This window comes from Rhizobium sp. AG207R, from assembly GCF_027109195.1.
Lineage (GTDB): Bacteria > Pseudomonadota > Alphaproteobacteria > Rhizobiales > Rhizobiaceae > Rhizobium > Rhizobium dioscoreae.
This window is the reverse complement of sequence record NZ_JAEPVT010000011.1, coordinates 13,815-27,025: the sequence shown is the minus strand read 5'-3', so window position 1 is coordinate 27,025 and position 13,211 is coordinate 13,815. Positions and strand designations below refer to the sequence as shown.

Genomic DNA, 13,211 nt, shown 5'->3' with positions numbered 1-13,211 from the left:
CGCTGCATCTCGGTCTTTCGGGGTAAAGGGGACGAGAAGTCGGGACATTTTCTAAGCCGAGTACGCAATGCTGCATTGATTTGCGTCAATTGAGCTCGGTGCCGGCCATGATTTCACGGGGGATCGCGATGTCCTGGCTCCCCGGCCGGCGGTCACGCCAAGGTGCTACACCCGAAATAGGCAGCAACGGCGACGACGAGCGCCGTCGACGTTGTCACAATCAATGCTGTGGCGTAGGCGCGACTTCCGAACATGATGGCCAGCACCATCTTCACTATCAGATTGGCGGCCGCGGCCAGAGAGATCGCGATCATCGCAACCTCCGTCGTCAGCACCGAGCCCGCCATGCGTGCCGTCGACAGGGTGATGGCATCAAGATCGGCAAGTCCCGAAAGCAGCGCGACGACAAATATCATCGATGGCCCGATCTGGTCGATCGTGAATTTCGATAGGAAGCTTATGACGCCGAGAAATGCTCCGAAACGGAGAACCGTGAGCAATTCGAACGGATTATCTGGATTGATGTCGGTTGCCTTATCGTCGGCCTTCGCTCCCCTGAGCATCAGGAAGGTCGCCGAAAGAAAGACAAGAATGACGGGAACGAACGCGACAGCCAGCTTGGGAATGAGTACAGGCGCCAATATGCCACTGATGACCAGTGCCCGTCCGATGGACATTGCTCCGGCGATCGACGCGCCGGCAGCGAGGCTGTCGGTCGCCTGAGTGCTGCGGCACGATAGACGCGCAAAGGACAAGGTGACAGCGGTTGACGAAATGAACCCGCCTGCAGCCCCACTAAAAAGGATTCCATGTTTTGCTCCGGCGATGCGGACCGCCAGATAGCCGACATAGGAGATGGCGGCAATCATGATTGTCAGCAGCCATAGCTGGAATGGATTGATGGCATTCCAGGGATCGATTGTTCTGTCGGGAAGGAGGGGCAGCGCAACGAGTGTCATGGCAAGCAGCACGAGTGCAGCTCTAAATTCCAGCCATGTCAGGTTTCGCAGAAATCCATGCAGACTATAGCGAGCAGCCAGCAACGCAGTCACCGCGACGCCTCCGGCCGCAGCGACGGTCATGTCGGAAACGGTCGCTATGACCCCAAGGACGAAGACGGCGAGAGCCGCTATGACGCTGGTGACGCTGTAGTCTTCTTCCTGCTCGGCCTCGTATCTGCTGAAGACGACAAATGCAATGCCGAAAACAACGAAAACGGCGGCCGGCAGGATCGGTCCGAGCTTGACCTGCAGGAAACCTGCCAAGCCGCCGAGAAAGCCGGACAGGCCGAAGGTGCGAATACCGGCCGTTCTTTTACCGGGCTCCGTCTCGCGCTCCTGCCAGCCGCGCTCAACCCCGACCAGAATGCCGATGGCAAGAGCGAGGCTGAGACGCTGAAACGCTTCGATCATATCCATTTCATGACAATAGTAACGAGCGAATGCACAAGCAATCTGGACTACCAAATTCCACCGGGAGGCACCTCACTGACCGCTGAGAAGCGACTTGCGAAAACGCAGCGTAGCCACGGCAAAGAATGCCGCTCCGATGCCGAAGAGCGCCAGCATTTGCGGCCATATGATCGCAAATCCGGCTCCCCGATAAAGCACGGCCTGGGATAAGGCGACGAAATGTGTCGATGGCGAAAGCTGCATCACATTCTGCAACCAGCCGGGCATGCTCTCCATGGGTGTCGTGCTTCCGGATAAGAGGTTCATGATGATAAGCACCGGCATCACAATCAGTCCGAACTGCGCCATCGAAGTGGAAACGGTGGCAATCAAGATGCCGAGTGACGTCACCGAAAACTGGTAGAGGACGGCCGCGGTTACAAAGAGGCTCACAGATCCGGCGACGGGCACACCGAGCAGGCGCTCGACGACGGCGATAAGCGAGAAGATCGCAGCCACGACGATGACGAGGCCATTCGCCCATATTTTTGCGAGCATGATTTCGATCGGGGTGACCGGCATGACGAGCAGGTGCTCGATCGTTCCATGTTCGCGCTCGCGGATCAGTGCCGCGCCCGTCAAGATAACCGAGAGCATGGTGATATTGTTGATCACCTGCATCACGGCCGTGAACCATTCGGATTTGAGGTTGGGGTTGAATTTCGCCCGTACGATCAGATTGATCGGTTGTTTCTGATCAACTCCGGGCATTGCCGTCAGCACCTCCTGCAGGATGATATTCTGGATATAGGAGGCTCCATTGCCGGCCTGCGACATCGCGGTCGCGTCGATATCAATCTGGACCGATGGATGGCGCCCGGCAATCACGTCCTGCTCGAATTTGGGTGGAATCTCGACGACAAAAACGAAGCGGCCGGCATCCATCGCAGCATCGATCTCGTCGGCATCGATCAATTCCGGAGGCTTGAAAAATGGCTGTAGCAGGGCATCGCGCAATCGTGCGGACAGCATCGAACGGTCTTCATCGACGATCGCCACCGCGGCATTCTCAACCTCGAATTTCGCGCCCGTCGCCACGGCGTAGATGGCGAAGGTAAATGTATAGACGATCAGCGCGACAAGGACAGGATCGGCCTTGAGGCTGTAGAGCTCCTTGATGCCCAGGCGAAGGATCCGGAAAAGACGGGCAGCCATGTCAGGCCCCTCTCTTTCGCAGTGAAATAATCGCGGCCGCGATGAACCCGAGTCCAAAGAGGCCGATCACCAACATATCGAACCAGAGATCGGCAAAACCCAGCCCCTTTGCTAAGACACCGACGCTGACCGGCTGATACCATGCCGACGGGAAGGCAAGCCCCATGAGCCGTCCGCCCCCCGAAAGCGACGAGACTGGGACGAGCAGTCCGGAAAAATTCACCGCCGGGATAATGGCGATGATGGCTGTCGCGAAAATGGCGGCGACCTGACTGCGGACAAAGCTCGATATGAACAGTCCGAAGCCGGTCGTCGCGAAAACATAAAGCAGCGATCCGGCAGCAAAGGCCAGGAGGGAACCTTTGACCGGCACTGCGAAGACAAAACGAGTCATCAGCACAAGAAGAATGAAACTCAGGAACGCGATCGCGACATAGGGCAACTGTTTGCCAAGAAGGAATTCGATCTTCGTGACGGGCGTCGACCGGAAGTTGGCGATGGATCCGGTCTCTTTCTCCTTGACGACGCCAAGCGCGGTCATGATGGCGGGAATGAGCACCAGCATCAGCACGATGACACTTGGCACAATGGCGTTGGCGCTTTTGAAAGCCTGATTGTAGCGAAAACGACGTTCAATTTCTATGGGATAGGGGGATGTGGCGCGACCGCTTTGACGGGCGGCATTATCCGTCATGTAGCTCGTGGCAAGCCCTGAGACATAGCCGCGCGCCGTCTCCGCTCGGAAAGGCATGGCGCCATCGAGCCAGACCGAGACTTCCGGATGGATCTGACGCAGCAGATCCCTGCCGAAATCTGTCGGAATCTCGATCGCCAGCTTCAGCTCGGCGCTTTTGAGACGAGTCTCAAGGTCATCGATGGAGGACACCGCCGGTTGCTCATCAAAATAGCGCGAACCCTGAAAGCTCTCCAGAAGTTGCCTGCTTTCAGCCGATTGGTCCTGATCGAAGACCGCAAAGGGAAGACGCTCCACATCGAAGGAGATGCCGTAGCCGAAGGCCAGGAGGAGAATGACCGGACCTAGAAATGCGAAGATCAAACGCGTGGGGTCGCGGCGTATTTCCAGGTTTTCGCGCCATGCATAGGCCCATAAGCGGCGAAGGTCGAAGATGCCCGGCTTCGAGACGTCGGCAGCCTTCGCCGCAGTTGCGATTGGCGGCGTGTCGTCCCGTCCCATCCCCGCCTCAGTGAGCACGTCGATGAAGACATCCTCCAGCACCTCGCAACCGCGCTGCTTTTTCAACTCCGCCGGACTGCCGACGGCAAGCACCTTGCCCTCGTGCATCATGGAAATACGATCACAACGTTCGGCTTCATTCATGAAATGCGTGGAGAGGAAGATCGTCACGCCATCTTTGCGTGACAAGCTCAGGAGCGAACGCCAGAAACTGTCGCGGGCGACGGGATCGACCCCGGATGTCGGCTCATCCAGGATCAGTACCTCCGGGCGATGGATGACCGCCGCCGCCAGTTGCAGGCGCTGTCGCATGCCGAGCGGCAGGCTCTCCGGGCGACGATCGGCAACGGCTGTCAGTTCAAAATCGGCAAGCATTTCCTTGACACGAACCGTTACCTGCTCGGCCGGAAGGCCGAACAACTGTGCATGCAGCACCAGGTTCTGGCGGACCGACAGTTCGCTATAAAGAGAAAATGCCTGTGACATATAGCCGACGCGGCGACGCGTTTCCAAATCCCCGGCCTTGAGCGGCTGACCGAAGAGGCGCGCCTCGCCTTCGCTTGCGGGAAGCAAACCCGTCAGCATCTTCATCGTGGTACTTTTGCCGCTGCCATTCGAGCCGAGAAAGCCGAAAATCTCGCCCCTTTCGATACGAAAGCTTACGTGATCGACCGCAGTGAAGTCATCAAAACGTCTGGTAAGTCCCTCAGCTTCGATCGCGGGGATACCATCTCCAGCCAGGCGCGGGACCACGAGAAGCGGCGCATCGGCTCTGCGTAGTTCCTCCGGCAAGAGTGCAACAAAGGCGCCCTCCAGGGAGGATTGTCTTGTGCTTCGCTTGATCTCCGCCGGGCTCCCCGTCGCGATGACCCGGCCTCCATGCATGGCGACAAGCCAATCGAAACGTTCGGCTTCTTCCATGTAGGCAGTGGCGACGATGACGCTCATCCCCGGCCGTCTGGCCCGCATGCGTGCGATCAATTCCCAAAATTGCCGACGCGACAGCGGGTCGATGCCTGTCGTCGGTTCGTCGAGAATAAGAATGTCCGGATCATGAATAAGAGCGGCGCAGATGCCAAGTTTCTGTTTCATGCCGCCTGACAGCTTACCGGCGGGGCGATCCCGAAACGGAGCAAGCCCAGTGATCTTGAGCAGTTCGTCCATATGTTCCCGGCGCTCGTTGCGATCCATCGCGAAGAGGCGACCGAAGAAATCGAGATTTTCCGCAACGCTCAGCGTCGGATAGAGATTGCGGCCGAGACCCTGGGGCATATAGGCAATGCGGGCACCAGCGAGACGGCGCTGATGCGCGTCGGACATATCGCCGTCGAGGACGTGGATGTTCCCCTGTTGCGACCTTGTCACCCCGGCAGCGAGCGCGAGCAGCGTCGACTTTCCAACGCCGTCCGGGCCAATGACGCCTGCCATGCAGCCCGCCGGAACAACGAGATCGACCCCGTCGAGTGCCACTTTCTTCCCATAGCGATGCGTAACGCCGGCGAGGCTGATAACTTCGCCCGTCATTGGGGTAACTTCACGGCGAGTTGCGGCGGCCATGCAGCGGCAGGATCGGTGCGCACGTAACCCACGCCGCGAACCCCCGTCTTCACCCGGGTTTCGTACTGCTTGAGCAAATCGGAGGCGATACGAAGTTTGACGCGGAACATCAGCTTCTCGCGCTCGTCCTCGGTCTCGACCGTTTTCGGCGTGAACTGCGCCTCCGCGGCAACGAAGGAGATGGTCGCAGGTACGACATAACCGGGCGCTGGATCGAGAATGATTCGCGCCTCATCACCAAAAGCGAGGCGCCCAGCGGCCCTCGCTGGCAGAAAAACGGTCATATAGACGTCAGTCAAATCCAGGAGTGTCGCGATCGGCGCACCGGCTGCCACCACTTCGCCCGACTGCACCAACTTATATTCCACGCGCCCTCGTCTGGGCGCCTTTAGGATCGCATCGTCGAGCTGCGAGCGAATGCGCGCAACCTCGGCGCGGGCGGCGTCCAGCCCAGCCTGAGCCTCATCGCGGCTTGCGAGCGCGGAACGAGAGACCGCCTCGGCAACGGCGAGCTGGCTGCGACGCAGGTCGAGTTGTTGCCGCGTACCGCTGCCGGTGGCACTGAGATCGGAGGCTCGTTCAAGTTCCAGGCGCGCAAGTGTGAGTTCGCTACCACGCTGCGCGATGGTCGCCTCGGCAGTTGCCACGCCGGTTTCGGAACGCCGAACTTCCGCCTCCGCGCCCGAAAGCTGCGCATCAAGCTCGGACGTGTCCATCCGCGCAATGACAGCGCCGGGATCGACTATCTGTCCCTCCTCGACAAGAACGTCCGCGACACGGCCAGCGAATTTCGCGGAAACCAGAACCTGTTGCGCCTCGATGCGGCCGTTGGACGTCGCGATGCCGGGCACCTGCTCGCTGCCGCGCAGCTTGTTCCAGAGCTCTTGCACGTGGTCGCTCAACGTTGCTGCATCACGCGCCACGGCGTCGTGGCTTCCTGCATTCAGGCTCAGGATCGCAACAACGGCAAAAAGAAAAGGGACATGGGATTTGTGCAAGAAACGGCTCCCGAAGAACGAACTGAATGGGTGCTGCCGGCGTGGCGAACCACTCAGGCGCTGCGTTCATTATTCACGGGTGGGATTCCTCGTCATTGACGTAGATCATCTGCTCAGTGCAAGCGTCGCGATCAGTCATTGTTCGATCCGATCCGTGAAGAGAGATCTTCCGTCCTTTGAGAAGAGACTTCGGCTGGCCGGAAGCAGCAAAAGGCCACGGGATCTCACATCCCTCTGCCATTCTTTCGGCCTGATAGACATGTCTCGCTTCGTCTCTACTGGTCGATCACGGCATGACCGCCGCCTGCACGGGCGGCGGAGACGCCCTTGTGATCGAACAGACGGACGGTGGACTTACCGAGATTGAGGTCGTCATCCACGAGGATCCCGCTGATCCGTGGCGGGAAGTTCCCAGCGGCTCTATAGCGCCGAAGGTCGCTCTTCATAAGTAATCCATGGAGACCGTTCAACTCGGGGGGAGATAGTTCTGTCATCGTCAAAGCCGGCAAGACGTCGCCTCAACATCCCATGCAAATAGAACCGCGATGTTGATCCAGGACAACGCGCATCATCGGGAATTCGGTGACGATAGTCTCGATCAAGGAGGCTTATCATGAACTTTATCCCTTCCCAGACCTTCTCGGATTCTGCGCACCAAGCCGAAACATGGGTCGTAGAATTGTCCGAATATCTCCATTGTGAACGGAATGAGGCCTATGAGTGCCTGCGCTCCGTCCTACACGCGCTTCGAGATTCAATGAGCCAGAAGGCAATGGCTGACTTCTCAGCGCATCTGCCGCCATTGATCCGCGGATTATTCTACGAAAACTGGCGGCCTGAGCACACCCAACCGTGCTCAAATAGAATGGCATTCCTTGCGAGCGTAGGCACGCGATCAGTGAGGCTGAATGACATAGGCGTCGAGCAGGCAGCACAGAATGTCTTCAAGTTGCTGGATCATCGCTTGAGCCCACCTGCGATCAAGAAAGTCAAGCTCGCGATGAACCCGTCCCTTGGGTCGCTCTGGCCCGAGCGCCCACAGCAATCAAATAGCGCCGCGTAGCTTAACAAGACGAACACCGGCAAACCGCGATTTGAGAAACGCGTGGGCTTGCGGCGCTGCCTTTATTCCGGCTGGTTGCTGCCGTGCGCTGTCATTTCATGCTCGCTATGCGCCGCAATCGGCGGACGGTCTCGCAACCACCGGACTTCGCGGTGGTATCAGCCTGGTTGCCTGCGACTTCGGCTGCCGCATCAAGTAGCTCCAAGGCATATACTACCCCCGCATCGGTGTCCTCGTGACAAAGGCTTGCGTTTGTGCAGCGCGCATCAAGGGCTTGTCTGATCCTATTCTTGATAGAGAGCATTCCCGTGCTGCCGGAATAGGCCGAAAGCTCATGCAGGCAAATTGAGGCGACAATCTCCGACGCGATGACCTTGCCCTCGACCTCTCCGAGCGTCGGAATGGCAAATCGCTGCCCTCCCCTTCTGCAATCGCGATCCGTCATCAGCATGGTCTTACTCCGTTGTGGCTAGCTTGAACGCCCGTCATCCTCAATAGCTCTTTTGACGCGCCGAAGAATAACGGCGCGCGCTTTCCGGTCGGCGGTTTGACGCAACCGCTCCTCGAGATCGAGGACGATCGATTGATAGTCATTATGCCAATCCGAATGGCCGACATCCTGGGGCGCTAGGCGCGGAGGCGGCGTACCGCGTGCGAGCGGTACGGCGGCTGTTTTCGTCAGACTGTAGCTGTCGTCGAGCGATGGCACGACAATGGTCGCTTCCGGCTTCTCGACCAACAGACGAGATTTCAGACTGTCGCGCGCGGCAGGCTCGCCATGAACCAGAAACAGCCCCGAGCGAATCGGTTCCCTGGCTCCTATCCAAGCTCTCAATTCGCTGGCGTCGGCGTGACCGCTATAGGCATCCAGTGATCGCACAGTCGCGCGGACAATGATCTCCTCACCCTGGATTTTTACGGTGCGCGCCCCGTCTTCAAGAATTCTCCCGAGGGTGCCGGCTGCCTGGAATCCGACGAGCAACACAGTGCCTTCATCGCGCCAAAGCCAGTTCTTGAGACGGTGACGAATGCGGCCGGCCTCACACATGCCGCTGGCAGCGATGATGATATGGAAGCCGCGAATGAGGTCGATTGCTTTTGATTGCTCGGCCGTTTCCGTAAAGCGTACATTTTTGGCATTCAATGCTTTGATCAGTAGGTCGCCGTTGGGGATGGAATGCGCATGCTGCTTGAAGATTGCGGTCGCGCGCGAAGCCAATGGAGAGTCGATGATGATGGGACAGCGGGATATCTCACCAGCATCCATCAGCCCATTGATATCAGCCACCAATTCCTGTGTGCGTTCGACCGCAAATGATGGAATCAGCAGAGCACCGTTGGGATGATAGGCCTTGAGAAGGATCTCGCGAAGTTGCCCGCGACGAGCGACGTCGGAAACTTCGTCTCGTTCACGATCCCCATACGTGCTTTCGCAGATGACGTAATCGAAATCCTTGGGAGCATCCGGTCGGGCCTCCAAAAGCTTGTGTTGCGGACCAACGTCACCGGAAAACAGTATGCGGATGGGGCCATTTTCGGTCGCGAGTTCGATCTCGACCGAAGCCGAACCGAGCAGATGTCCGGCGTCCCAAAGCCGAAATCCAAGTCCGCCCTCCAATCTCTGCCATTCTTTGTAGGCGACCGCTCGAAACTGCATCATCGCGGCGCGCGCGTCTTCTGCGGTGTAGATGGGTTGTAACGTGTCGCGCGATCTATGCCGGTAGCGGCGATTCAGCTGATCGACTTCCGATTCCTGAATATGTCCGGAGTCTTGCAGCATGATCGAGCACAGATCCAAGGTCGCCGGCGTGCAATGAATAGGCCCTTCGAAGCCGGCTTTCACCAGCTTCGGGATAAGTCCCGAATGATCGATATGCGCATGGGTCAGAATGACGGCGTCAATCAGAGACGCATCGAATGGGAACGGCCTGTAATTCAGTTCCTTCTCGGTCTTGGAGCCCTGGAACATGCCACAATCGACCATTATGCGGGTGCCGCGGTGCTCAAGGACAAAGCACGAGCCGGTTACCGATCCGGCCGCACCGTGGAAATGTAAAACTGAATCCGTCATCTGGTTCCCTCGCATGCATCCAACCTTATGCGCAGCGGATCAGGCTCGCTTTGCGGAAGATCAAGGAAATGAGATTGAAAGTGAGGTTTGCTGTCCTTTCCTCCAAACAAGAAAGGCGATCCGACCATGTCCATCAAAACCGTCTTGAGTATCCTCGATGTCAATCAATTCAAGGATGACCTGAAGGGCGCCGTCGATTTTTGCCAAACGCACGGTGCCCATCTTACCGCATTGGTGGTTTCGATGTGCGCCACGCCTCCACTCACCGCACATGATGCCCTCTCCACGATCAGGCTCGGTGAGCAGCAACGTGAAATAGATAGATTGACCGAAAGAGCAGCCGATATCAAAACGCTGCTCAGCGGGAGCGCGTCCTCCTATGACGTGCAGGAAATCTACACGGAATTTGCCTGGGCAGACGATGACATAGCCGAGCGAGCTCTTTATGCCGATCTCGTCCTCATCGGTCCGGAGGCCGCCCGCAACGAGGAACTTCGGCGAAGAGTGATCGACGGGGCGTTATTTCAGTCGCCCGCACCGGTGCTTGTCACCCCGAGCGACAAGATGGTTCGGCTCCCGCCGAAAACAATTTTGCTGGCCTGGGACTCTGGCGAGGAGGCCGCGCGCGCCGCGCGCCAGTCGATCGACTTCTTGCAAGCCGCCGGAACGGTTCATGTCACGCTTGTCGATCCCCTTGCTGCGCGCTCCGTCAATGGCGAAGAGCCTGGCGCAGATATCGCTGCTTTCCTCACGCGACATGGTGTCAAGGTCGATGTCGATTGCGTTGCGAGCGGCGGTCGATTGGTCGATGAAACGTTGCGACAACACGCAGCAGACATCGCAGCAGACATGATCGTCATGGGAGCCTATAGTCATCCACGCTTGCAGGAACGCCTGTTCGGTGGAGTGACACGATCGATGCTGAAAGACTCGGACATACCGTTGTTTCTTGCCCACTGACAGCAAGCGCCAATGCTGTTTTCCTGGCATGCCTCCTTGATGCTTGCCAGCATTGTAGACGTCGCATGATCAACAGATAGCCCGATAAGAGAGCAAGCGCGGCCAGTCAGCCATCGACTGAAGACGAAACTTGATAGCCCCTGAATCCGCGCACCAGGGGACCCAGTTCCAGACGACCCCGGGTGTACCCACCGGTCCCGACCGACCAGACGGAGCTCGCCAAGACACGGTTTCGTCTTTGACCCAACGCAATGACACTGGACGCCAGATTGACGAGATTTGATTTGAGGCGCGAGCCTCGATCAATTGTCTTCAAGGAGGACATCATGAGTGATCTGAAGATACGTCGGGATATTCTCGATGAACTGGAATTTGATCCCAGCATTGACGCCGCCGCGATCGGCGTTTCGGTGCAGAATGGCGTCGCGACACTATCTGGCCATGTGAAGAGCTGTGCCGAGAAAATGGCGGCGGAGGCAGTTACTCGGCGGGTGAAAGGCGTCCGGGCGATCGCCGATGAGATCGATGTGCGTTGGCCCGAGCAGAAAAGGCATGCCGACGATGAAATCGCAGCCCGCGCACTTAATATTATTACCTGGGACACTGCGTTGCCCGATGGCGCCATTGACGTCAAGGTCCAGCGCGGGTGGGTAACACTCTCTGGCGAAGTACGCTGGCACTTCCAGCGCATGGCGGCGGAAAATGCCGTCAAAAAGCTTGGCGGCGTTGTTGGCGTGACGAATATCCTAACCATCCGGCAACTTGGCGGCGCATCGGATATCAAGGAACGGATCGAGCAGGCACTACGGCGAAACGCCGAGATCGAGGCGGATGGAATCACAGTTCGCGTCGCCGACAGCAAAGTCGTTCTTGAAGGCGACGTTCATGCTTGGAGCGAGCGTCATGCGGCAGAGCAAGCAGCATGGTCCGTCCCCGGCGTGGCCGTTGTTGAAAATCATCTTCATGTCGGCTAACGCCGAAGGGAGGGGTTAGCCCCTCCCTTCTTCTGCCGCCGGCCCCCTTGGCAACCTACAGCTGAGCCGCGACGGACAAGTGTAAAGCGCTTGTGGGCTAGCCTGCCTTGATTGCAATTTTCCGATCATTCTTGTGAGCATTGGCTGTCTTCGGTAAAACGACCTTCAATACGCCATTTTCGAAGGAAGCGTTGATACTGTCTGTATCGACGCCGTTGGGAAGTTGGAGACTGCGCTGGAACGACCCATAGCGCCGTTCGCTGAGATAGTATTCCTTCTCCTTTTCCTCCTTGCGTTCGTGCTTTTCGCCTTTGACCGTCAGGATGCCGTTCGCGAGCGTCAAATCCAGCTCCTTCGCGTCGATCCCCGGAAGCTCAACTGTGAGCTCATAGGTCTTGTCGGACTCGACGAAGTCAGCAGCCGGCACGCCGCGCGTGAAGGCATTCGGGAAACGAGCAAACGTCCGGTCGAAGAAACCCGGAGTAAAGTCATTGAAGACGCGATCAATTTCCGATCGCAGGCTCTCAAATGGCGCCCAGCGCTCCATAGCGGGCGCCGTCTTCTTCTCCGTGCTCACAGGAAGCTTTCTTGCCATATCGGCCATATCTTTTCTCCTCTTCGTTACGGGGACCATTGGAGGGCGACTTTGCCTCGGCCCCTTTCCAAACCGTCTTTAATAAGACGTGGTGTCATCAAAAACGGTGTCGCGAGACTGTTCATTGATCAGCATCAAAATGGCGTGCAATCGCGCGTCCCGAGGCGATCGCACGCCATTTTGCCGATCATGAAATCGATCGGCGCCGCCTGCGAGCCGGACACCTTGATCTTCATCAAGGCGAAGGCGAGGCGCCGACGCGATCATTACGGCCACCCCTCGGAGGAGACTGACATGAAACCGCAATTTCATCTGCCGTTGATCACCTATCCCACAGCCAGTTCGCTTTCCGTCGTTCAAAACGCGATCGACTTGGCGCGACATCAAAAAGCGGATCTCATCGCCAGCCTCCCGCAGATCAAGATGCCGCTCGTCGGTCAATCATCCCCATGGGTCGACGATATCGAAAGATTGGGCTCGGAGGCAAAACGCTTCAGCCGCGACAGCGGTGTCACATTGAGCGAGGCATTCTGCGACTACGCCCACAGCGCAGGCATACGCGCCGTTATTCAGACATTCGAAACGTCAGAGCCGCAAATTCCTGAGACTCTGGTGGAAATCTCGCGTGCTTATGACCTGTCAATTGCCGAGGCGTCCGAGACCATGATGCCATTGCTTGAGAAGCTTCTGTTCGAAAGCGGCCGATCTCTCGTCCTGTTCCCTGCGAACCACGTGTGCGGGCGGATCGACACGGTGGCAATCGCATGGGATGGAAGCGCGCCGCTGTCGACAGCATTGACAGGCGCCAGATTATTCCTGGAAGGCGCATCGAAGGTCATTTTGATATCGATCACCGATGATGGCTCAATGAATGAAAGGAGCCGGGCCCGATACGCGGAGGTGCTACGTAACAGCGGCTTGGATGTAGAGATTATCGTGGCCGGCGCAAATGGCGAAGAGGTAGCCGTCGCTATCCAATCGACCGCGAGAGCCTTGCACGCAGATCTGATTGTCGCCGGAGCCTACGGGCACTCCAGAATCCGCGAATTTGCCCTTGGAGGGGTCACTCGATCACTGCTAGTCGATCTTGAGATGCCCGTTCTTGTTGCTCACTGATCAAGCAGCGGAAGATTGATATCAACGTTTACTTCCCGCTCCCGAACTTCGGATGCCGGATATCTATCGTTCCGGC

General features: G+C 57.7%; 12 protein-coding genes. 4 read left to right on the top strand and 8 right to left on the bottom strand.

Annotated elements, in window-relative coordinates:
- Nucleotides 1-152: 152 nt before the first annotated feature.
- From JJQ51_RS24450 to JJQ51_RS24430, 5 genes are all read right to left on the bottom strand, one after another.
- On the bottom strand, nucleotides 153-1,412 hold the full coding sequence (locus tag JJQ51_RS24450; RefSeq protein ID WP_331275831.1) for an MgtC/SapB family protein: 1,260 nt from the start codon (nucleotides 1,410-1,412) through the stop codon (nucleotides 153-155).
- A 72-nt stretch (nucleotides 1,413-1,484) separates the two neighbouring features.
- On the bottom strand, nucleotides 1,485-2,606 hold the full coding sequence (locus tag JJQ51_RS24445) for an ABC transporter permease (RefSeq protein ID WP_269245412.1): 1,122 nt from the start codon (nucleotides 2,604-2,606) through the stop codon (nucleotides 1,485-1,487).
- Between the two features lies 1 nt (nucleotide 2,607).
- A complete protein-coding gene (gene rbbA, locus JJQ51_RS24440) occupies nucleotides 2,608-5,325 on the bottom strand; it encodes a ribosome-associated ATPase/putative transporter RbbA (RefSeq protein WP_269245411.1) in 2,718 nt (905 codons plus the stop codon).
- Nucleotides 5,322-6,356, bottom strand: coding sequence for an HlyD family secretion protein (locus tag JJQ51_RS24435; protein WP_113388834.1), 1,035 nt, complete (start codon nucleotides 6,354-6,356; stop codon nucleotides 5,322-5,324). Before JJQ51_RS24435 ends, rbbA begins: the two co-directional genes overlap by 4 nt.
- 275 nt (nucleotides 6,357-6,631) lie before the next feature.
- Complete coding sequence (locus tag JJQ51_RS24430) at nucleotides 6,632-6,802, bottom strand: hypothetical protein (RefSeq protein ID WP_173002517.1); 171 nt, start codon at nucleotides 6,800-6,802, stop codon at nucleotides 6,632-6,634.
- Between the two features lie 167 nt (nucleotides 6,803-6,969).
- Here JJQ51_RS24430 and JJQ51_RS32990 point away from each other — a divergent pair, with 167 nt between their 5' ends.
- Nucleotides 6,970-7,419 (top strand): DUF2267 domain-containing protein, encoded by a 450-nt coding sequence (locus tag JJQ51_RS32990; RefSeq protein ID WP_113388835.1) that lies wholly within the window; start codon nucleotides 6,970-6,972, stop codon nucleotides 7,417-7,419.
- A 91-nt stretch (nucleotides 7,420-7,510) separates the two neighbouring features.
- Here the strand turns inward: JJQ51_RS32990 and JJQ51_RS24425 are convergent, their stop codons facing one another.
- Together JJQ51_RS24425 and JJQ51_RS24420 are read right to left on the bottom strand one after the other, a co-directional pair.
- A complete protein-coding gene (locus JJQ51_RS24425; RefSeq protein WP_113388836.1) occupies nucleotides 7,511-7,870 on the bottom strand; it encodes a hypothetical protein in 360 nt (119 codons plus the stop codon).
- Nucleotides 7,871-7,888: 18 nt separating this feature from the next.
- Entirely contained in the window at nucleotides 7,889-9,490 is a 1,602-nt protein-coding gene (locus JJQ51_RS24420; RefSeq protein WP_113420644.1) for an MBL fold metallo-hydrolase, read from the bottom strand.
- 126 nt (nucleotides 9,491-9,616) lie between these two features.
- On the opposite strand from JJQ51_RS24420, the gene JJQ51_RS24415 reads away from it, so the two are divergent.
- Nucleotides 9,617-10,450 carry a universal stress protein gene (locus tag JJQ51_RS24415; protein WP_113388865.1) on the top strand — a complete coding sequence of 278 codons (834 nt, stop codon included), beginning with the start codon at nucleotides 9,617-9,619 and terminating at the stop codon, nucleotides 10,448-10,450.
- 326 nt (nucleotides 10,451-10,776) lie between these two features.
- Nucleotides 10,777-11,424 (top strand): BON domain-containing protein, encoded by a 648-nt coding sequence (locus tag JJQ51_RS24410; RefSeq protein WP_113353504.1) that lies wholly within the window; start codon nucleotides 10,777-10,779, stop codon nucleotides 11,422-11,424.
- Nucleotides 11,425-11,521: 97 nt separating this feature from the next.
- Here JJQ51_RS24410 and JJQ51_RS24405 read toward each other — a convergent pair whose 3' ends face one another.
- Nucleotides 11,522-12,028 (bottom strand): Hsp20/alpha crystallin family protein, encoded by a 507-nt coding sequence (locus tag JJQ51_RS24405; RefSeq protein WP_113353505.1) that lies wholly within the window; start codon nucleotides 12,026-12,028, stop codon nucleotides 11,522-11,524.
- A gap of 285 nt (nucleotides 12,029-12,313) precedes the next feature.
- Here JJQ51_RS24405 and JJQ51_RS24400 point away from each other — a divergent pair, with 285 nt between their 5' ends.
- Entirely contained in the window at nucleotides 12,314-13,135 is an 822-nt protein-coding gene (locus tag JJQ51_RS24400; protein WP_269245410.1) for a universal stress protein, read from the top strand.
- The last annotated feature ends 76 nt before the right edge of the window (nucleotides 13,136-13,211 follow it).

Coding starts and splice junctions, on each gene's coding strand:
- JJQ51_RS24445 (WP_269245412.1), bottom strand. CDS start 2,606: ATGGCTGCCCGTCTTTTCCGGATCCTTCGCCTGGGCATCAAGGAGCTC.
- JJQ51_RS24425 (WP_113388836.1), bottom strand. CDS start 7,870: ATGCTGATGACGGATCGCGATTGCAGAAGGGGAGGGCAGCGATTTGCC.
- JJQ51_RS32990 (WP_113388835.1), top strand. CDS start 6,970: ATGAACTTTATCCCTTCCCAGACCTTCTCGGATTCTGCGCACCAAGCC.
- JJQ51_RS24430 (WP_173002517.1), bottom strand. CDS start 6,802: ATGAAGAGCGACCTTCGGCGCTATAGAGCCGCTGGGAACTTCCCGCCA.
- JJQ51_RS24400 (WP_269245410.1), top strand. CDS start 12,314: ATGAAACCGCAATTTCATCTGCCGTTGATCACCTATCCCACAGCCAGT.
- rbbA (WP_269245411.1), bottom strand. CDS start 5,325: ATGACGGGCGAAGTTATCAGCCTCGCCGGCGTTACGCATCGCTATGGG.
- JJQ51_RS24420 (WP_113420644.1), bottom strand. CDS start 9,490: ATGACGGATTCAGTTTTACATTTCCACGGTGCGGCCGGATCGGTAACC.
- JJQ51_RS24405 (WP_113353505.1), bottom strand. CDS start 12,028: ATGGCCGATATGGCAAGAAAGCTTCCTGTGAGCACGGAGAAGAAGACG.
- JJQ51_RS24410 (WP_113353504.1), top strand. CDS start 10,777: ATGAGTGATCTGAAGATACGTCGGGATATTCTCGATGAACTGGAATTT.
- JJQ51_RS24450 (WP_331275831.1), bottom strand. CDS start 1,412: ATGATCGAAGCGTTTCAGCGTCTCAGCCTCGCTCTTGCCATCGGCATT.
- JJQ51_RS24415 (WP_113388865.1), top strand. CDS start 9,617: ATGTCCATCAAAACCGTCTTGAGTATCCTCGATGTCAATCAATTCAAG.